Raw genomic sequence first — 19384 nt, 5'->3', positions numbered from 1 at the left:
AATCTGCCGGGCCTGTCTCACGCCCGTCTACGTTAGCCAGTCACCTCGATGTTCGCGAAAGCGGCCATTGGCGTGACTGGTTTTTGCTGTGTCATGTGTTCCGCAAATTCGCGAGCCCCGGCTCGCTTCCGCAAAGTGTGTAGCTGCTGTTATGAAGACACCGCTCTGGTTCCCGCAAAGTTTTTTCTCTCGCACCCTGTGGCTGGTGCTCATTGTCGTGCTGTTTTCGAAGGCGCTGACCCTCGTCTACCTGCTGATGAACGAGGATGTTCTGGTCGATCGCCAATACAGCCACGGCGTTGCACTCACTTTGCGGGCTTACTGGGCGGCCGATGAGAGTGATCGGCAGACCATCGCTGACGCCGCCGGACTGATCCGCGTGGTGGGCGGTGGTGTACCGGAAGGCGAGCAGCACTGGCCATACTCCGAAATCTACCAACGGCAGATGCAGGATGAGCTGGGCGCCGACACCGAAGTGCGACTGCGTGTTCACGCGCCCCCCGCGCTGTGGGTGAGGGCGCCGAGTCTCGGTGATGGCTGGCTGAAAGTGCCGCTGTACCCGCATCCGTTGCGAGGGCAGAAAATCTGGAGCGTGTTGGGCTGGTTCCTGGCAATCGGATTGCTCTCTACGGCGTCGGCATGGATCTTCGTCAGCCAGCTCAATCAGCCGCTGAAACGGCTGGTTTTTGCCGCCCGCCAGTTAGGCCAGGGCCGCAGCGTGCGGTTGCCGGTGGGCGATACGCCCAGCGAGATAACCGAGGTCTACCGCGCGTTCAACCAGATGGCCGAAGACGTGGAGCAGGCCGGGCAGGAGCGCGAACTGATGCTGGCCGGGGTGTCTCACGATTTGCGGACGCCTCTGACCCGGCTGCGTTTGTCCCTTGAACTGATGCCAACCAACAACGAGTTCATGGAGGGCATGGTTCGCGACATCGAAGACATGGATGCCATCCTCGATCAATTCCTGGCATTCATCCGGGACGGGCGTGATGAAGAAGTCGAAGAAGTCGATCTGGTTGAGCTGGTCCACGAAGTTGTCGCGCCTTACAACAATCCGGTAGAGCAGGTCCGCCTGTGCCTGGAGTCCATTCCGCCTTTCCCGCTGCGGCGGGTTTCCATGAAACGGCTGCTCAATAATCTCATCGGCAATGCGATGCACCATGCCGGCGACGGGGTTGAGGTGGCAGCCTACGTTTCCGGCGACAGCGGTGCGCCCTACGTGGTGCTGAGCGTGCTGGATCGGGGTATGGGGATCGACCCGTCGGAGCTGGAGGGCATTTTCAACCCCTTCATCCGTGGCGACCGCGCCAGAAGCGGCAAGGGGACAGGGCTTGGTTTGGCGATCGTCAAGCGGATCGCCGCGATGCACGGTGGCAATGTCGAGTTGCGTAATCGTTCGGGAGGCGGGCTGGAGGCCAGAGTTCGGCTGCCGTTGGGGTTATTGCTGCCGCGGGATGCCGATTGATCCGTTTGTGATTCTGCCTGGAGGCCGTGGGCGTGTGGCGCGCTCGCAACCAAAGCCTCCGTGCAAAAACAGGCTTGGGCGTTAGCCCTTGCCCTTGGTGCGTGTCATGTGCGGCCCGCCGTTTTTCTCGATGTACTCGATGATTATCCCCGCGACATCCTTGCCGGTTGTGGTTTCAATGCCTTCAAGACCTGGCGACGAGTTCACTTCCATCACCAACGGCCCGTGGTTGGAGCGCAGAATATCAACGCCCGCGACACTCAGGCCCATGACCTTGGCCGCGCGAATGGCCGTCATGCGCTCTTCGGGGGTGATCTTGATCAGGCTGGCGGTGCCGCCGCGATGCAGGTTGGAGCGGAATTCCCCGGGCTTCGCCTGACGCTTCATCGACGCAATGACCTTGTCACCCACCACGAAGCAGCGGATATCGGCGCCACCGGCCTCCTTGATGTACTCCTGCACCATAATGTCCTGCTTCAGCCCCATGAAGGCCTCGATCACCGACTCGGCCGCGGTCGCGGTTTCGCACAGCACCACGCCGATACCTTGCGTCCCTTCGAGCACCTTGATCACCAGGGGTGCGCCGTTGACCATCTGAATCAGGTCAGGGATGTCATCCGGTGAGTGGGCGAAGCCGGTGACGGGCAAGCCAATGCCTCGACGTGACAACAACTGCAGCGAGCGCAGCTTGTCGCGGGAGCGCGCGATGGCAACGGATTCGTTGAGCGGGAACACGCCCATCATTTCAAACTGACGCAGCACGGCACAGCCGTAGAAGGTCACGGAGGCACCGATGCGGGGTATTACCGCATCAAAACCTTCCAGGGGTTTTCCTCGGTAGTGGATCTGCGGCTTATGACTGGCAATGTTCATATAGGCGCGCAGGGTATCGACCACCACGACCTCGTGGCCGCGCTGGATTCCAGCTTCGACCAGACGACGTGTTGAATACAGACGCGGGTTTCGCGAAAGCACAGCGATCTTCATGCAGCACCTGTGGCAGAGAGATTTGAAGCCGGGAACACCGGCTTGTCCTGAATATATGTAACACCCGGATTGACCACCAATTGGCCGTCAATCAGGGCTTTGGAACCCAGCAGCAAGCGGTAGCGCATGGCCTTGCGGCAGGCCAGCGTGAACTCCACCGGCCAGACCCGATCCCCCAGCGCCAGCGTCGTGCGAATGACGTAGCGAACCTGAGCGTGGCCGTTGGAGCTTTTGATGGTTTTCATCGCCACCAGTTGAGCCTCGCAGCGACGATGACGCAGCTGCACCACCGTCCCCAGGTGCGCGTTGAAGCGCACCCATTTCTCGCCGTCCCGTTCGAACGGTTCTATTTCTGTTGCGTGCAGGCTGGAAGTGCTGGCACCCGTGTCGATTTTAGCGCGCAGCCCGGCCACGCCCAGATGGGGCAAAGCCACCCATTCACGGAGGCCGATGACTGTCAGATGGTCAAATGTTTTCAAAGCGGTTCCGTTCGTTTACACGTTCTGCCAGGCGTCGGCATTGATGTGCGCCAGCGCCTGGAATGCAGGCTTGGCGAACCAAAAGCCTTGCATGAGGTAAATGCCGCATTCGGCGAGGAAGTCTCGTTCGGCTGCGTCTTCGATGCCTTCGGCGATCACTGTAACGTTCAGGTCCGTACACATTGTGACAATGGCGCGCACGATGGCTTGTCGAGCGGGATCCAGATGGACGTTGCGCACCAGCGCCATGTCGAGCTTGATCAAGTCAGGCTGAAAGTCAGCCAGCAGGGTTAGTCCCGAGTGCCCGGCGCCGAAGTCGTCGATTGCGGTTTTGAAACCAAACTGGCGGTATTCGCGAAGAATGTTGGTCAGGTGGCTGTTGCTGCACACGTGCTCGGTTTCAACGGTCTCGAAGATCAGCCGGTCCAGCGGAAAGTTGTGGGTTCGAGCCGCTTCAAGGGTGCTGCGAATGCACAATTCTGGGCGATACACCGCGTTGGGCAGGAAGTTGATCGACAGGCATTCATCCATTCCCAGCCGGGCGGCAGTTGAAATCGCACGGGTTCGGCACAATTGATCAAAACGGTAACGGTTGGTGTCGTCAACCCGGTTCAGTACAGAGGGGGCACCCTCGCCGTTGACGCCACGCACCAACGCCTCGTGAGCGAATACCGAACGGTCGCGGACGTCCACGATAGGCTGATAGGCGAATTCAAATTCGAAATCCAGCGCGGAGCTTTCTCTGCAGCCCTGGCACCCACCAGTCAATGACGTTGGGAAGTCTGTCACGTCGTTCTCCTGAAGCCGGCGCTTTAGTCTTGGTGGGCAGTGTAAACGAGGGTGGCGGTTACTGCGTCCCCGGCGTGACGTAGTACGATTCTGACCATTGCACGATTGAGGAATTCAGATGACACAGAAGTCAGACGAGGACGACAAAGTCCGTCTGGACAAATGGCTTTGGGCGGCGCGCTTCTTCAAGACGCGTGCGCTGGCAAAAGCCGCCATTGAAAGCGGCAAGGTTCGTTGCCGGGGCGAGCGTTGCAAGCCGGGAAAAGAGCCGCGCGTAGGGGATGAGTTCCAGATCAGAGCGGGCTTCGATGAGCGGACTGTGGTGGTCCAAGCGTTGTCGATCATCCGCCGAGGCGCCCCCGAGGCTCAGTTGCTGTACAGCGAAACCCCGGAGAGCCTCGCCAAACGAGAGCAAGCCGCCGAGATGCGCAAGGCCGGAAGCCTGGGCGTGACCACAGACGGCAGGCCGACCAAAAAGCAGCGCCGGCAATTGTTTCATTTTCGTTCGGGTGACGACTGACGGTCTCGCAGCATTCCGGGATCGCGAATTCATCGACCCCGGATGGCTCGGTAGCGACAGGCAGCTTACAAATGAGAGCCCTGCCTGTTGATGCTCAGGCATTTGAGCAGCGGCAGGCGGCCCATCACGTTGAAGACCGGTGCAGTCAGGCGAAACACAAACCCGGTAGCGATGGCCACAAACGGGGTGTAGCAGCTCCAGCCCAGCGCGAGCAATGCGATCATCACGCCGCCAATGTAATCGTCCTGACCCCAGTGGGCGCCGGCGACCAGGCGCGGCATCATGAACAGGAGCGCCAGCACCCAGATGACCACGCGCTGGCCGACCGTGCGGCTGTAGACGCTCATGAACATCGCCCAGATCAGCAGCACCGAGGCATGGTCACCCGGGAAGCTCTGGCTGGAACGGTCCTTGAGCTGCCACTTGTCTTCAAGCTCCGGGAATATTTCGCTGAGCTTGATGGCATCAGGGATCATCTCCGACGCGCTGTCATGTTGCAGCGCGCTGTGGTCGATGATCTTGGAAAACACCGTGCGGATGATCAGCAGCAGGATCAGCGTCAGCACAAAGCCGATCAGTGCGGCACGGGTTTGCAAGGATTTGAACACCCACTCGCCCTTTATAAGCAGCGTGAGCAGAATCAGGCCAACGACGATATCGAAGGGTCGCATGCTGGCGACTGTCCAGGTCCACAGCCACGCTTTGTTTTGCTCAAGCGGGCGGTTCAGCAGGTGGAACAGGCCTTCGTCGAAGTGAGTGAAAGCCGCGTGTCCCGTGGGCCAGACCCACAGCAGTAGCAGTGCCAGCGCCACCAGATTACACAGCAGGAATTTTTTGGCGTTCCAGTTGGGTTGGAACAATGCGGGATAGTCCATAAAATGCCCCCATCGGCATGACAGTGCACCAAGCGGTGCGAAACCGCGCTTTATAGGCGCTTGTCATCATTTTGTCATCCATTCAGATACCTTCTCTTATGTCAGATTTTGCGGATACCGATTACACCCAGCGCTTCATTTTCGACGAGAGCGACGTGCGCGGCGAGCTCGTCGCCCTTGAGCGCAGCTACGCCGAGGTCCTTGCCAAGCACCCGTATCCCGAGCCCGTCGCCCAGTTGCTCGGCGAAATGCTCGCCGCCGCTGCGCTGCTGGTGGGCACGCTGAAGTTCGACGGTCTCCTGGTTTTGCAGGCCCGTTCGCTTGGTCCGGTGTCGCTGCTGATGGTCGAGTGCTCCAGCGAGCGTGAACTGCGCGGCATTGCGCGCTACGACGAAACCCTGGTCACACCGGACGCCACGCTGCTCGACCTGATGCCCAATGGCGACCTGACCATGACCATCGACCCGCGTCAGGGCAAACGCTATCAGGGCATCGTGGGCCTGGACGGCGTCGACCTGTCGGCCTGCCTGTCCGAATACTTTGTGATGTCGGAGCAATTGCCGACGCGTTTCTGGATCAAGGCCGACGGCAAACGCGCACGTGGGCTGCTGCTGCAACAACTGCCGGCTGAGAAGCTGAAAGATCAGGATGAGCGTGAAGCCAGCTGGCAGCACGTCAATGTGCTGGTTGACACCCTGACCGCCGAAGAATTGCTCAGCCTGACCAACGAAACCGTGTTGAAACGGCTGTTCCACGAAGACGTCGTGCGGATGTTCGACGTCCAGCCTCTGGTGTTCCGCTGCAGCTGCTCGCGCGAACGTTCTGGCAATGCGTTGGTCAGTCTTGGTCTGGAAGATGCACAGCAGTTGGTGATCGAGCATCACGGTGCGGTTGAGATCGACTGCCAGTTCTGCAATCAGCGCTATCTGTTCGATGCAACAGATGTAGCGCAGCTGTTTGCAGGGGGGGGGGTAGATACTCCCTCCGATACCCGCCATTAATGTAGTGCGGGTCCTGCGCTGAAAGCTTTCCGCCCGGCCCGCTTGACTCTTCTTCATGTAGTTCTGACAGGAGGGCCCTACCTTTTTTGGGCTTTTCTGGCATAATCCGGCCACTTTTTAGCTGTAGTAGTGTTGGTTTTTCTACTACAAAACGTTTGGAGCACTCGGCCATCGAGCCGACGGGGAATCTCATGACGCAAGCCAATAACGCCGTTCACACCGATCTCAGTGTCGACGATCTGGTTAAAGAAGCCCTCAAACGCGAAGAAGGCGTGCTGTCCGATACCGGCGCACTCGTCGTGGAAACAGGCCACCGTACAGGCCGCTCGCCTGTCGACCGCTTCATCGTAGACGAACCCTCCACTCAGGCCGCGATCGCCTGGGGTCCGATCAACCGCAAGTTCCCGGCGGACAAGTTCGACGCCCTGTGGGCGCGTGTCGAGGCGTTCAACAACGCTCAGGAACACTTCGTTTCCCACGTGCACGTAGGCGCAGCCGAAGATCACTACCTTGCGGTCAAGATGACCACGCAGACGGCCTGGCAGAACCTGTTCGGTCGCTGCCTGTTCATCAATCCGGCCCAGTACAACCCGGCCGGTCGTGAAGAGTGGCAAGTGCTCAACGTCGCTAACTTCGAGTGCGTGCCTGAGCGTGACGGCACCAACTCCGACGGTTGCGTCATCATCAACTTCGCCCAGAAGAAGGTCCTCATTGCCGGTATGCGTTACGCCGGTGAAATGAAGAAAGCCATGTTCTCGGTGCAGAACTTCCTGCTGCCGGCTTCCGATGTGCTGCCAATGCACTGCGCGGCCAACATCGGTGAAGACGGCGACGTAACGCTGTTCTTCGGTCTGTCCGGTACCGGCAAAACCACGCTGTCCGCCGACGAGACCCGTTACCTGATCGGTGACGACGAGCACGGCTGGGGCGAAGGCGTTGTCTTCAACATAGAGGGCGGTTGCTATGCCAAGTGCATCGACCTCTCCGAGAAGAACGAGCCGGTCATCTGGAAGGCCATCAAGCACGGCGCCGTGCTGGAAAACGTGGTGCTGGACGCAGCCGGTCATGCCGACTACGCCGACAGCAGCCTGACCCAGAACAGCCGCGCCGCTTACCCGCTCGAACACGTTGAAAAGCGTTCCGAGAAGAACCTGGGCGGCGAGCCAAACGCGGTGATCTTCCTGACCTGCGACCTGACCGGCGTGCTGCCACCGGTGTCGATCCTCAGCGAAGAACAAGCGGCCTACCACTTCCTGTCGGGTTACACCGCACTGGTTGGCTCCACTGAAATGGGTTCTGGCGCCGGCATCAAGTCGACGTTCTCTACCTGCTTCGGCGCACCGTTCTTCCCGCGTCCGGCGGGCGAATACGCAGAGCTGCTGATCAAGCGCATCCGCGGTTTCGGCTCCAAGGTCTACCTGGTCAACACCGGCTGGACCGGCGGCGGCTACGGTGTCGGCAAACGCTTCAACATTCCGACTACCCGCGGCGTTATCGCGGCCATTCAGAGCGGCGCGTTGATCGGTGCAGCAACCGAGCACCTCGACACCGTCAACCTGGACGTCCCGACCTCCGTGCCAGGCGTCGAAACCGGCCTGCTCAACCCGCGCAACACCTGGGCTGATAAAGCCGCGTACGACGAAGCAGCCAAAGCACTGGCCGGCCTGTTCATCGAGAACTTCAAGAAATTCGAAGTGAGCGATGCGATCAAGGCAGCGGGTCCGAAGCTGTAAAATCGGAACCTGCTAAAAAGAAACCGCCCTTCGGGGCGGTTTTTTTATACCTGCTCGATAGCTAGCCGTCAGCCTTCGTCGTCACCGGAAAGTCCTGGGTGATGTCGAAGCTGCCCTTAGCCACAACGCTCTTCGCATTACACAGCTTCGCGTCGAACCCCGGATGGCGTTCGCCGTGCTCGGCCGCGTACGCAGCGGCTTCCCGTGTGCATTCGTCGGTGGGCTGTTCAGGGGACAGCGCCGCGTTGAACTGAAACGTACCAATCAACCGGTAGCGGTCGAGCAGTTTATTGGGAGAGGTGAGTTTCTCGATCTTGCTGAAGACGAGCTGAACGTTGCTATTGTTGCCGCCTTTGTCCGCATCGAAATACTGATAGTACGAACCGGTGTCGTAGGATGCGCTGTTTTCATCGTGGGCAACTTCGACGCGGCCACCCTGAAACATGATCGCTTTCTTCTCCTGATCAGGGTTGTCGAAAGAGAACCCGAGGATCGGCCCGATGCTCACCTCATTACGGTCGCCTTCGGCTTCCTGGTCCGCGCTCAGTGTCAGCCAGTTGGAGCCGGGCAATTTGCCGGGCAGGAAGCCAACGGCTACCTGATCCCCGGTCGCCTGGTAGTGCAGATTGAGAGCGCCGCTCACGTCCACCGTCATTGACTTCGACAAGCCACGCGCGTCGGCAGTGGCCGGAGCGGGTTTGTCGGCGTCGTTGTCGCCGCACCCCGCAAGGGTGGCAATCGTGGCAGCGAGCAAGAACGGGAGGTAACGGGTGTGAATCATGGGGTCTTCCTGAAGTGATCGGCGTGAAAGCCTCTGCTTGGCGAAAGGTATGACCATGAATTCGGAGGGAGGATCGCAACGTCGCGTAAAAAGTTGCTAGCCCATCGGGTTGAAGCCGCTCGCTGCGCTGCAATAGCGCTGATGGGAAGCGTCATCGCCGCCTTTGCGGCACTCATCCCGGAACCAGATTTTCGCGCCTTTGCGGCACTCCCGGAACTCGATCGAGCCGCGCCGCAGGTTTGCGCAGACGCTGGTGCTGTCGATCTGATTATCCACAACCAGCCATTGCGCGGTGTACCAGGCTTTGCCGTCCCACTGCTGGACAAGCCTGGTTTCGCTGAACTGCTGGTGCTGTCTGGCGACCCGCTGTTGCCCCGCTTTGAACTGTGCCAGGTACGCCGCAGAAACCATGCCCTGAGCTTGCGGGTCATCGCGGGGTTCCGGGTGTTGGCCGAAGCGGCAACGCACGACGGACTCGTCAATGACGTTGCCGTCCTTGATGCAGTCCGCCAGGGGCTGCGGGATGGCAGCCCGCGCTTGCGGGGTGGTGCGGGACGGTTCGGCAGGTGTTTGCCTGACCTCAAGATCGCGGGGGACCGGAGGCGCAGTCTGTTCGGGACGGCGCTCATGCAGGAAGAAGTAAGCGCAGCCGGCAAGTATGACCATCAGCAGGAAAACATTGCGGTACAGCGTCGAGCTGGCAACGACGCGACTCCGGGGCCGGAGCTCGTCAGCCCTCAAGGGCTCGCCGCGCATCCAGTCGTCCGGGTCATGCTTCATCCGGTCTGGCCCTTCCAGCGAGAAAACGTGAAATCAAGGCTGATACGTCCGAGCGGCTTCGCAATATTGCTCTTGCGCCAGTTTGTTCTTGTCAGTCTTGTCTTTGGCGACGCGTTTGCTCCAGTCGCTGCACATGTCTTTGAAGTACGGCGCAGCGGCGCGGCGGCATTCGCGGTGCTCCACGCTGTCGACGAGGAAGTTCATGCACACGCTGCTGACCTCGACGTGATTGTTGTAGATGCGATAGCGGGCTTCGTAGCGATTGCGGCCGTCAATTTCACGGATGAACACGCCTGCCACTTCATAGCGTCGCGCGGTCTCGGGTTTGGGCTTGGCGGCGACGGTCTTGTAGTTGGCGAGGTAGCGGTCTGAAACCATGCCTTGGGGGCGAGCGGTATGGCCGTCGTTGGCCTGTGCCTCGCCGAAGCGGCAGTTGATGACATCCCGGTCAATGACGTTGCCGTCTTTCAGGCAGGTGTCGAGCGGCCGCGGTGTGGCGGGCTGCGAGACATCAGCCTTGGGGGCGATATAAACGACTTGTTCGACGTTACGCACTTGGGCAGCGGGTTGTATCGGATCGGGCTCGCTGACGACTTCCGCGATGGGCGGGGCGGGGATGACCGTCGCTACCGGCTTGGGTGTGCGAAACATCTGGGCGATCAGAAAGATAATTGCGATCAGCAGCGCGAGGCAGATCAGAACGCTACTCAACGGCCAGTTGCCATTCCCGGATCCAGCAGTGCGCCGGGCGGGATGGGAGCCGAGGACAACGTCGAACTGACCGGGCGCCAGCCGTTGCATGGTGAGCCCGTCATCCTCGGGCTGTGGCGTGGATTGCATTGCCTCTCCTTGGCGAATCTTGTGCTGTCGACCGGTTTGCCGTCGACCGTGGCGTCTGACGTGCAGCGCTTGAATAGGCGTCGCGCGAGATTAATCCTCGGCATGACGTTTTGCCAGCATTGCGCGCGGTGTTCGTGTCCGGGATGTATCCTGTCCGATATTTCTGTAATGGTTTAGGTGTATTGCGCCCGGACCCACCGCGCTATGGTTCATGCCCTTGCGACGGTCAAAGGAGTGGCAGCACATGCATCAAACCCTCGAGCAGGTTTTCGGTTATCGGCAGTTTCGCGCCGGGCAAGAGGCCGCCATCAGTGCGGTGTTGGCGGGTCGCTCCGCCGCAGCGATATTTCCCACAGGTTCCGGTAAATCCCTCTGCTATCAGCTGCCGGCACTGCTGCTGCCGCATCTAACGCTGGTGGTGTCACCATTGTTGGCGCTGATTCAGGACCAACTGGCTTTCCTTCAGCGTCATGGCATTGCGGCGGCGAGCATCGACTCGGCGCAGAGCCGCGATGACGTCGCCGATGTCATGACCAGGGCGCGCTCAGGTGAGCTGAAAATCCTGATGATTTCCGTCGAGCGCCTGAAGAACGAGCGCTTCCGGCACTTCATCACGCAGGTGCCGATTTCCCTGCTGGTCGTCGACGAGGCGCACTGCATCTCCGAGTGGGGCCACAACTTCCGGCCCGATTACCTCAAGCTCCCTGACTATCAGCGCGAGTTCAATATTCCCCAGGCGCTGCTGCTGACGGCGACCGCGACGCCTCAAGTCATCGATGACATGCAGAGCAAGTTCGGCATCGCGCCGGACGATGTGGTGACGACCGGCTTCTACCGACCCAACCTCACGCTGCGAGTTGAGCCCGTTGCAGGCCGTGACAAGCGCAGGCGTCTGGTGGAGTGGCTCGGGGAGCGGGCCGGGCAGCCGAGCATTGTCTACGTCACGCTGCAGAAGACCGCCGAGTTCGTGGCGGCTCATTTGTCTCAAAACGGCATCCCGGCGTACGCCTACCATGCGGGCCTGCCTCACGATAAACGCGAGTCGATCCAGCGCCAGTTCATGGACGGGCGTCTGAACTGCATCGTCGCCACGATCGCTTTCGGGATGGGCATCGACAAGAGCGACATCCGCAACGTCGTGCATTTCGATTTGCCCAAATCCATCGAGAACTACAGCCAGGAGATCGGGCGTGCGGGCCGGGACGGGGCGACGTCTGATTGTCTGGTGCTGGCCAATCGCGACAGCCTGAACGTCCTGGAGAACTTCGTGTACGGCGACACACCGGAGCAGGAAGGCATCCGGTTGGTGCTGGAAGATCTGCAAGGCGCGCGTAATGACAGTCAGTGGGAGTTTCTGCTGGCGCCCTTGTCGGACCTCAGCAACATCCGCCAACTGCCGCTCAAGACGCTGCTCGTGCAGCTGGAACTGCGCGGGATCATTGCGCCGCGTTATTCGTATTTCGCGGAATACCGGTTCAAATACCTGATCGAGCCGCAAGTGCTGGTGCAGCGCTTTCAGGGCGAACGACGGGAATTCGTGCAGGCGCTGACCGAGACCTCAAGCCGGGCGCGCACTTGGGCAACCGTCAACTTCGACGCGATGTATCAGCAGTATCAGGCCGAGCGCGGGCGCGTTGTGACGGCGCTGGATTTCTTTCAGGAGAAGGGCTGGATCGAACTTGAAAGCAAGCAGATGACCGAGGTCTACAGCCTGATCGCCGCCGACTTCGACGCACAGGCTCTGAGCGAAGAGCTGCATGATTACTTCGTCCACCACGAAAAGACCGAAGTCGCGCGCATCCACGCGATGCTGGAGCTGTTCGCCAGCGAGCAGTGCCTCAGTCATCGTCTGGCCCAGTACTTTGGCGACGAGCGTGCGCCCGAGCATTGTGGCCATTGCTCGGTGTGCGAGGGGCATGTGGCGGTGCTCCCCGAGCCGCCAGCCCTGACACCGTTGAGCGAGCAGGACTTCGCGGACCTGTGCAGCGAGTTCGTCGGCAAGCACCTTGAGGTTCGAGGGCATGAGCCGGGCGCTGAGTGCCTGACGCGGTTTCTCTGTGGGATCAGCGTGCCGATGTTTACCCGGCTAAAGGCCCGGCACATCGGCGGGTTCGCGGCGCTGGAGGCGTATCCGTACGCCCAGGTGCGTGAATGGATTCAGGGCCAGATTCAATAGCAGTCACGGATTTCGTGAGCGGAAAAAACGACAGACAACCGGAGGGAGCCACATGAACGACACCCCGCAGCGCGCCGACTACCGCCACTTCCAGCCGATCGTGACGCGCTGGCACGACAACGATGTGTACGGCCATATCAACAATGTCACCTACTACAGCTTCTTCGACAGCGCCGTGAATACCTACCTGATCGAACAGGGCGGGCTGGATATCCATGACGGTGAGGTGGTGGGCTTTGTGGTGAGTTCGTCGTGCGATTATTTTGCGTCGATTGCTTATCCGGAGCGGGTCGAGGTCGGGCTGCGGGTCGGCAAGCTGGGCAACAGCTCTGTGCAATATGAGCTGGCGGTGTTCAAGGCGGGGGAAGACGAGGCGCGGGCGGCAGGTCGCTTCGTGCATGTGTTCGTGGATCGGGCGTCCAATCAGCCGGTGCCGATCCCGCCGGGATTGCGGCAGGCCCTTGAGCGTTTGGTGGTCTGAAAATGAAACCGGCCGCTTCATGGGCGGCCGGTGTTCACAGGGTCAGGTGCGCGAGTCGGACTCGACGGTATCAGTCACGATGGTGCTTGCGGTGACCGTACGCGTGACCGCGACCGTGTTTGTAGTCGCGGCGATCGCCACGGTAGCCACGGCCTCGATCGTCGTCACGGCGGCTTTCGTCGCCCATGTAGTTACCAAGTGCGCCGCCCGCGCCGCCGCCTGCTGCTGCGCCGATCAAACTGCCGGTGCTACCACCGACGCTGCGACCGATCACGTTACCGCCAGCGGCACCCAGGCCGCCGCCGATGGCGGCTTCGGTACGGTTCCGGCGGTTGGCGCCCACTGCGCCACCGGCCGCGCCGCCAAGGCCGGCACCGATTGCCGAACCTGTGCTGCCGCCGACCTGCTGGCCAACGACGGAGCCGAGTACCCCACCCAATGCGCCGCCCACGCCGGCCGTCACGTTATCGCCTGCTGAGGCAAAACCGCTGACCAGTGAGAACGACAACAACAGAATCGAGGAATACTTCATGTATGTATGCTCATAGGGATGACGCCGCGATCCTGCGATCATGAAGAAAATGTCACAATCTAAATCCGACGAATAGCACGACCTGTATACAAAACGCTAACTTATTGTTTTGGCTCGGGAACCTAGGCCAGGGTAATGAGTCATACGCTACTTGATAAAGGCCCGAATCTCGCGATTCGGGCCTTTTTTTGTAGCTGCGAGGGGGGGTGAGCTTTCTTGCGATGAGGGTCGGCACATCCGCTGACTATCCAGCGGTTGAAAGATCCCCTTCGCGAGCAAGCTCACTCCTGCAGGACATGCGCAGATCAAATAATCCGCGCGGTCTCCGCATGCCTTTCCAGCTTGATCGCGACGAACTTGGACGTTGGCGTGCTGCTGCCGTCGCCCACGCTTTCCAGCGGTACCAGCGGGTTCACTTCCGGGTAATACGCCGCAGCCTGGCCGGCCGGAATGTCGAACGGCAGCAGCGTGAAGCCCTTCACGCGGCGCTCGATGGCATCGCCCCAGATCGACACGATGTCCACCTTCTGACCGGGTACGAAGCCCAGACGGATGATGTCGGCCTCGTTTACGAACATCACGTCACGCTGACCTTTCACGCCGCGATAACGGTCGTCCAGGCCATAGATGGTGGTGTTGTACTGATCGTGAGAACGCATCGACTGCATGATCAGGTCCGGCACGATGCCTGTCCCGCGGATGCTTTCGTGCACCAGGTCGCTTGGCAGTATGTTCGCCTTGAAGTTGGCGCGCGCACTTGGCGTATTCCAGCGACGGGAGCCTGCGGCGTTGCCCAGATAGAAGCCACCCGGGTTCTTGATCTTCTCGTTGAAGTTCTGGAACGACGGAATGGTGTCGGCGATCAGGTCGCGAATGCGGCTGTAGTCCGCCACGAGCCACAGCCAGTCCACCGGCTGCTTGCCCAGCGTTGCGTTGGCGATACCCGCCAGGATCGAAGGCTCGGAACGCATCTGCGGCGAAAGCGGTTTGAGCTGACCGTTGGACGCGTGAACCATGCTGAACGAGTCTTCAACCGTTACCGCTTGCGGGCCTTCGGCCTGGATGTCGATGTCGGTACGGCCGAAGCACGGCAGAATCAGCGCTTCCTTGCCGTGGGCCAAATGGCTGCGGTTGAGCTTGGTGCTGATCTGCACGGTCAGGTCGCAGTTGCTCAGGGCTTCGAAAGTGCGCGGGCTGTCCGGGGTGGCTTGGGCGAAGTTGCCGCCCAGACCGATAAAGACTTTCGCGCGGCCTTCGAGCATGGCGTGAATCGCTTCGACGACGTTGTGGCCGTTTTCACGCGGCACTTTGAACTGGAAACGTTTCTCCAGCGCATCAAGGAAGAACGCCGGTGGACGCTCGTTGATGCCCATCGTGCGGTCGCCCTGCACGTTGCTGTGACCGCGCACGGGGCACAGACCGGCACCCGGCCGACCGATGTTGCCGCGCAGCAGCATCAGGTTGGAGACTTCCTGGATGGTCGGCACCGAATGGCGATGCTGAGTAATGCCCATCGCCCAGCACATGATCACGTTCTTGCCTTTGGCGTACATCCGCGCGGCGAGTTCGATGTCGCTCAGTGGCAGCCCGGATTGCTCGACGATGAATTCCCACGAGGTGTCGTCGATGGCGGCCAGGTATTCCAGCACGCCATTGGTGTGTTCGTTGAGGAAGGTATGGTCAAACACCGACGCTTCGTTGTTCGCCTGGGCTTCACGTTCCCATTGCAGCAGGAACTTGGCCATGCCGCGCAGCAGGGCCATGTCGCCGCCCAGTGCCGGACGGAAATACGCCGTGTTGGTCGGCTCGGAGCCGTTGCTCAGCATTTCCAGCGGGTGCTGAGGGTGCTGGAAACGTTCCAGACCACGCTCTTTCAACGGATTGACGCACACCACTTGGGCGCCACGTTTGACCGCTTCACGCAGCGGTTCCAGCATGCGCGGGTGGTTGGTGCCCGGGTTCTGGCCGAGGACGAAAATCGCGTCCGCGTGCTCGAAGTCCTCGAAGGTCACCGTGCCTTTGCCGACGCCCACGCTTTGCGACAAAGCAACGCCGCTGGCCTCGTGGCACATGTTCGAGCAGTCAGGGAAGTTGTTGGTGCCGAAGGCACGGACGAACAGCTGATACAGATACGCTGCTTCGTTACTGGCACGGCCTGAGGTATAGAACTCGGCCATGTTGGGGCTTGGCAGGTTGTTCAGGTGCTTGGCGATCAGCGCGAAGGCGTCATCCCAGGCGATCGGCTTGTAACGGTCGCTCTGGGCGTCGTAGACCATTGGCTCGGTCAGGCGGCCCTGGTATTCCAGCCAGTAATCACTTTGCTCGAGCAGCGAGCTGACGCTGTAACGGGCGAAGAAGGACGCGTCGACGCGGCGCTTGGTGGCTTCCCAATTCACTGCCTTGGCGCCATTCTCGCAGAACTTGACCATGCCGCTTTCCGGCGAATCGCCCCATGCGCAGCCCGGGCAGTCGAAGCCGCCGTTCTGGTTGGTCTTGAGCATCGTGCGGATGTTCTTCAGGGCGTTGTCGCTGGTCAGCCAGAAGTGGGCGACGCTGATCAATGCGCCCCATCCGCCGGCCGGCCCTTTGTAGGGCTTGTAGCGAGGGGTCGATACTTTGTCGGCTTCTTTATGCATGCTCACGCTTGATTCTCCAACGCAGGACTGTAAACCCGCGGCGCACTGTGTTTAGGCAGATGAATGAGGTTGAGGTTGTGGCGTCGGGCCCATTGAAGCGCCAGGCCGGTGGGCGATGACAGGCTGACAAGGGTCTGAATGCCGGCACGTAATACCTTTTGAATGAGTTCCAGACTGCAGCGGCTGGTGACGATTGCCAGACCGCCCGTGGTCGGGATGTCCTGGCGAATCAGTGCGCCGATCAGCTTGTCTAGAGCGTTATGTCGGCCGATGTCTTCACGACCTAAGAGAATTTCGCCGCGAGCGTCCATGAACATCGCTGCATGGACGGCGCCGCAGTGTTCACCCAGTGGCTGAAACTCACCCATGCGCCCGCGCAGGCCTTTCAACCACTCGGCGGGGGGAAGAGGCGCGCCGGGCAGCACGTTGAGCTCGGGCAATGCCTGCTCGACGGCTTCAACACCACACAGTCCGCAACCGCTGGTGCCAGCCAGTTGCCGACGCTGGGTCTTCAGGTTCCAGAAGGCGCGGCTGGCGATTTCGACTTCCGCAGTCTGCGCAGAGCCGCAGCCACCGAGCTTGATGTCGTAGATCTCGTCGGGTGATTCGATGAGGCCGCTACCAATGCTGAAGCCGACGATAAAGTCTTCGAGGTCAGTGGGCGTGACCAGCATGACGGCCTGACTGATGCCGTTATAGGCAATCGCCAACGCGACTTCCTCGGCAAGCACATTGGGCTCGCTGACGTCGTGTTCGAGGTTTGAATAGCTGTAGGACTGGCTTGCGGCGGGCGCGGGCAGTTGTTGTGCGGGCGCCGTGATATCCATGTGCTTGGCGTGCATCGGGAGTGACCGGCAGATTAATTAGGCTTAAGCCTAGGCCTCCGGTCGGATTACGTCTAATCGCTAGTACTGATGCACCGATAGATGACGTCGATCAAGATCCTTCCATCATGGTGTGGTACAGCGCCAGGCAGGCTTCAGCCAGGGCCGAACGCGGTGCCGAGCGACGCATGATCAAGCCGAGCCGGGCCAGGGTCTGCGCTTCTTCGATAGGCTGCAGCCGCAGGTGCTCGGTGAGGGATTCAAGGCCTCCGTCCAACGGCATGATCGCGCAGCAGAAACCGCCGTGAACCGCCTGCAGCAGCTGATGCACCGCGTCCGTCTGGATGATTGGCTGCGGATGAAGGCCTCGACTGTGAAAGTTGTGATCGATGGATTGCCGAAAGTGCATGCCGCTGGTGAGCAGGCCCAAGGGCAGTTCGGTCAGGCTTTCCCAGCTGGAAGTCTCTTCGGCAAAACTGAAATAACGCTTGTCGTACATCACGCCCATGCGGGTTTCGGCCAGCTGCAATGAGTCAAAACGCTCGGAGTCCAATCGGTCCAGGTACGAAACCCCGAGGTCCAGCCGGTTGCTGGCGAGCTGATCGAGAATCTGCTCGGAGCTTAGCGATGAAAGCTCGAAGCGCATGTTTGGGTGCAGGGAATGCAGGCGTTGCAGCAAGGGCAGCGGATCGAAGTTGGACAGCGGCACCACGCCCAGCCGTAATGTGCCGACCAGATTCCCTCGACAGGCGGCCGCTTCAGCCTGCAAACCGTCGTAGGCCGCCAGCACCGTGCGCGCCCATGCCAGGACGCGTTCGCCTGGTGCGGTGAATCCCTCGAAGCGTTGGCCGCGATTGACCAGCGGCAGATCCAGCTCTTCTTCCAGGCTGCGCAGCCGCATCGACAGTGTCGGCTGCGTGATATGGCAGCGCGCAGCTGCCTGCCCGAAGTGGCGGGTTTCGTCGAGGGCGATCAGAAATTTCAGCTGTTTAATGTCCATCTTCATTCCTTGAGGCACAGGCTGGCCCGGCGAAGTCTATCGCGACCGAACGTCGAATGGCTTGAAACCTTGAGACGGGGCATCGGGTCGGAGCTTTGTCGGGCAATGTCAGCGGAATAGATGTTGCGCGGGAAACCACAACGACACTACGACGACACCAAGGAGTAACCCATGAGTCTGTTCAGTTTTGTGAAGGAAGCCGGCGAGAAGCTTATCGACCTGCTCACCCCAGGAAACGCCAACGCCAGCGATGAGCTTAAAAAGCACATCGAGTCTGTCGGGTTGGGCAATCCCAACGTTCATGCAACGGTCGACGGCGACAAGATCACCTTGACGGGCGAAGTCTCCAGTCAGGAAGAGAAAGAGAAGGTCGTACTGGCTGCCGGCAACATTTCCGGCGTTGGTAGCGTCGATGATCAGCTGACTGTTGCCGCTGGCGCACCTGCCGTTGCCGCTGCGAAGTTCGTCACCGTTGAGAGCGGTGACACGCTTAGCGCGATCTCCAAGCGTGTATATGGTGATGCCAACAAGTATCAGAAAATCTTCGACGCCAACAAGCCGATGCTGAAAGACGTGAACAAGATCTACCCAGGTCAGGTTCTGCGTATTCCTGAGTAATCCTGTTGTATTGACCGTACGGCGTTCGGTAATTTTATTGGCTGTACGGTGATTGATTGCAGGAGTGCGCTTGCCCGCGAAAAATCGTACATCCGGCTGATCTGCATCGGGTGTACGAATCTTTCGCGGGCAAGCGCGCTCCTACAGTTGTTTTGCAGTGCTCATAAACCTTGTATCAACGTCCGATAGTCTTCAACTGCTTCGAATTCTTCGGTGTCCTTCGGGCCTTTGCGGCTGTCCGGCTCACGCACTGCCAGCAAATGACCGATCCCGTATCGTCCTGCGCTGCGCAAGATCGGTAAGGTGTCGTCAATGAACAGACTGCGCGCCGGATCGAACTTGATGTCGTCTTGCAGCGCGTCCCAAAACTGCGGGTTTTCCTTGGGGTAGCCATAGTCGTGGGAGCTGATCAAGCGCTCGAAGTAAGGCGCCAGTTCCAGTCTTTCCATCTTCAGCGACAGCGAGTCGCGGTGAGCGTTGGTGATCATGATTACCCGCTTTCCGGCCTGTTTGATGGCGGCCAGAAACGTCTCGGCGTCGGGGCGCAAGGCGATGAGGTGGGCGATTTCTACCTTCAGGTCTTTCACCGGGAGGTTCAGCTCCGAACTCCAGAAATCGGTGCAGTACCAGTTGAGGGTGCCTGCATTTTTTTCGAAGAGCGGCATCAGCTCCATGTGCGCCATCGCCACGCTGACCCCGTGTACCTCGGCATAGCGCCTGGGCAGATGCTCCAGCCAGAAGTGATTGTCGAAATGCAGGTCGAGCAGCGTGCCGTCCATATCCAGCAGAACGGTGTCGATATCGCGCCAGGGCAAAGAAGGCATACAGGTCTCTCGGCGTTGGATGAGTCGCGTGGGTTTGCGGCGA

19 protein-coding genes are annotated in these 19384 nt (G+C 60.1%); 7 read left to right on the top strand and 12 right to left on the bottom strand.

The genetic code is table 11. From position 1 onward, the window contains the following. Positions 1-151: 151 nt before the first annotated feature. Complete coding sequence (locus BMY98_RS13540; protein ID WP_065987439.1) at positions 152-1465, top strand: ATP-binding protein; 1314 nt, start codon at positions 152-154, stop codon at positions 1463-1465. Between the two features lie 81 nt (positions 1466-1546). Here the strand turns inward: BMY98_RS13540 and rimK are convergent, their stop codons facing one another. From rimK to rimA, 3 genes are read right to left on the bottom strand one after another with little or no spacing between them, the layout of a single operon-like run. Then, positions 1547-2452: a 30S ribosomal protein S6--L-glutamate ligase gene (rimK, locus tag BMY98_RS13535; RefSeq protein ID WP_065987438.1), complete on the bottom strand. Its 906-nt coding sequence runs from the start codon at positions 2450-2452 to the stop codon at positions 1547-1549. Next, the gene (rimB, locus tag BMY98_RS13530; protein ID WP_065987437.1) at positions 2449-2931 is read right to left on the bottom strand and encodes a retropepsin-like aspartic endopeptidase RimB; all 483 of its coding nucleotides are present in this window, start codon (positions 2929-2931) and stop codon (positions 2449-2451) included. The genes rimK and rimB overlap by 4 nt, the downstream gene beginning before the upstream one ends. 15 nt (positions 2932-2946) lie before the next feature. Then, a complete protein-coding gene (rimA, locus tag BMY98_RS13525; protein WP_074889973.1) occupies positions 2947-3720 on the bottom strand; it encodes a S6 modification regulatory phosphodiesterase RimA in 774 nt (257 codons plus the stop codon). A 118-nt stretch (positions 3721-3838) separates the two neighbouring features. Between rimA and BMY98_RS13520 the strand changes: the two genes are divergently transcribed. Then, positions 3839-4240: an RNA-binding S4 domain-containing protein gene (locus tag BMY98_RS13520; protein WP_074889970.1), complete on the top strand. Its 402-nt coding sequence runs from the start codon at positions 3839-3841 to the stop codon at positions 4238-4240. 65 nt (positions 4241-4305) lie between these two features. Here BMY98_RS13520 and BMY98_RS13515 read toward each other — a convergent pair whose 3' ends face one another. Continuing rightward, on the bottom strand, positions 4306-5115 hold the full coding sequence (locus tag BMY98_RS13515; RefSeq protein ID WP_074889967.1) for a phosphatase PAP2 family protein: 810 nt from the start codon (positions 5113-5115) through the stop codon (positions 4306-4308). A gap of 98 nt (positions 5116-5213) precedes the next feature. On the opposite strand from BMY98_RS13515, the gene hslO reads away from it, so the two are divergent. Then, positions 5214-6116: an Hsp33 family molecular chaperone HslO gene (hslO, locus tag BMY98_RS13510; protein WP_074889964.1), complete on the top strand. Its 903-nt coding sequence runs from the start codon at positions 5214-5216 to the stop codon at positions 6114-6116. A gap of 191 nt (positions 6117-6307) precedes the next feature. After that, positions 6308-7849 carry a phosphoenolpyruvate carboxykinase gene (locus BMY98_RS13505; protein ID WP_074889961.1) on the top strand — a complete coding sequence of 514 codons (1542 nt, stop codon included), beginning with the start codon at positions 6308-6310 and terminating at the stop codon, positions 7847-7849. A gap of 61 nt (positions 7850-7910) precedes the next feature. Here the strand turns inward: BMY98_RS13505 and BMY98_RS13500 are convergent, their stop codons facing one another. The 3 genes from BMY98_RS13500 to BMY98_RS13490 all read right to left on the bottom strand — a co-directional run bounded on the left by BMY98_RS13500 (position 7911) and on the right by BMY98_RS13490 (position 10250). Continuing rightward, entirely contained in the window at positions 7911-8630 is a 720-nt protein-coding gene (locus tag BMY98_RS13500) for a hypothetical protein (protein ID WP_074889958.1), read from the bottom strand. 96 nt (positions 8631-8726) lie between these two features. Then, entirely contained in the window at positions 8727-9410 is a 684-nt protein-coding gene (locus tag BMY98_RS13495; RefSeq protein ID WP_245760061.1) for a hypothetical protein, read from the bottom strand. Positions 9411-9443: 33 nt separating this feature from the next. Then, complete coding sequence (locus BMY98_RS13490) at positions 9444-10250, bottom strand: hypothetical protein (protein WP_074889955.1); 807 nt, start codon at positions 10248-10250, stop codon at positions 9444-9446. A gap of 244 nt (positions 10251-10494) precedes the next feature. Here BMY98_RS13490 and BMY98_RS13485 point away from each other — a divergent pair, with 244 nt between their 5' ends. Continuing rightward, the gene (locus BMY98_RS13485) at positions 10495-12426 is read left to right on the top strand and encodes a RecQ family ATP-dependent DNA helicase (RefSeq protein ID WP_074889952.1); all 1932 of its coding nucleotides are present in this window, start codon (positions 10495-10497) and stop codon (positions 12424-12426) included. Between the two features lie 52 nt (positions 12427-12478). Further along, positions 12479-12907: an acyl-CoA thioesterase gene (locus tag BMY98_RS13480; protein ID WP_074889950.1), complete on the top strand. Its 429-nt coding sequence runs from the start codon at positions 12479-12481 to the stop codon at positions 12905-12907. 70 nt (positions 12908-12977) lie between these two features. On the opposite strand, the gene BMY98_RS13475 is transcribed toward BMY98_RS13480, so the two are convergent. The 4 genes from BMY98_RS13475 to BMY98_RS13460 form a co-directional block, all read right to left on the bottom strand. Then, positions 12978-13439 (bottom strand): glycine zipper domain-containing protein, encoded by a 462-nt coding sequence (locus BMY98_RS13475; RefSeq protein ID WP_037016408.1) that lies wholly within the window; start codon positions 13437-13439, stop codon positions 12978-12980. 305 nt (positions 13440-13744) lie between these two features. Further along, the gene (locus tag BMY98_RS13470; protein ID WP_175514167.1) at positions 13745-16075 is read right to left on the bottom strand and encodes an FdhF/YdeP family oxidoreductase; all 2331 of its coding nucleotides are present in this window, start codon (positions 16073-16075) and stop codon (positions 13745-13747) included. 2 nt (positions 16076-16077) lie between these two features. Next, positions 16078-16917: a formate dehydrogenase accessory sulfurtransferase FdhD gene (fdhD, locus tag BMY98_RS13465; protein ID WP_074889944.1), complete on the bottom strand. Its 840-nt coding sequence runs from the start codon at positions 16915-16917 to the stop codon at positions 16078-16080. A gap of 94 nt (positions 16918-17011) precedes the next feature. Continuing rightward, positions 17012-17899, bottom strand: coding sequence for a LysR family transcriptional regulator (locus BMY98_RS13460; RefSeq protein WP_074889942.1), 888 nt, complete (start codon positions 17897-17899; stop codon positions 17012-17014). Positions 17900-18070: 171 nt separating this feature from the next. Here BMY98_RS13460 and lysM point away from each other — a divergent pair, with 171 nt between their 5' ends. Next, positions 18071-18517: a peptidoglycan-binding protein LysM gene (lysM, locus tag BMY98_RS13455; RefSeq protein ID WP_074889939.1), complete on the top strand. Its 447-nt coding sequence runs from the start codon at positions 18071-18073 to the stop codon at positions 18515-18517. Positions 18518-18678: 161 nt separating this feature from the next. On the opposite strand, the gene yrfG is transcribed toward lysM, so the two are convergent. Then, entirely contained in the window at positions 18679-19341 is a 663-nt protein-coding gene (yrfG, locus tag BMY98_RS13450) for a GMP/IMP nucleotidase (RefSeq protein ID WP_074889936.1), read from the bottom strand. Between the last annotated feature and the right edge of the window lie 43 nt (positions 19342-19384).

Source organism: Pseudomonas graminis (assembly GCF_900111735.1).
Lineage (GTDB): Bacteria > Pseudomonadota > Gammaproteobacteria > Pseudomonadales > Pseudomonadaceae > Aquipseudomonas > Aquipseudomonas graminis.
The sequence above is the reverse complement of the archived record's forward strand: the minus strand, read 5'-3'. Positions and strand labels throughout refer to the sequence as shown.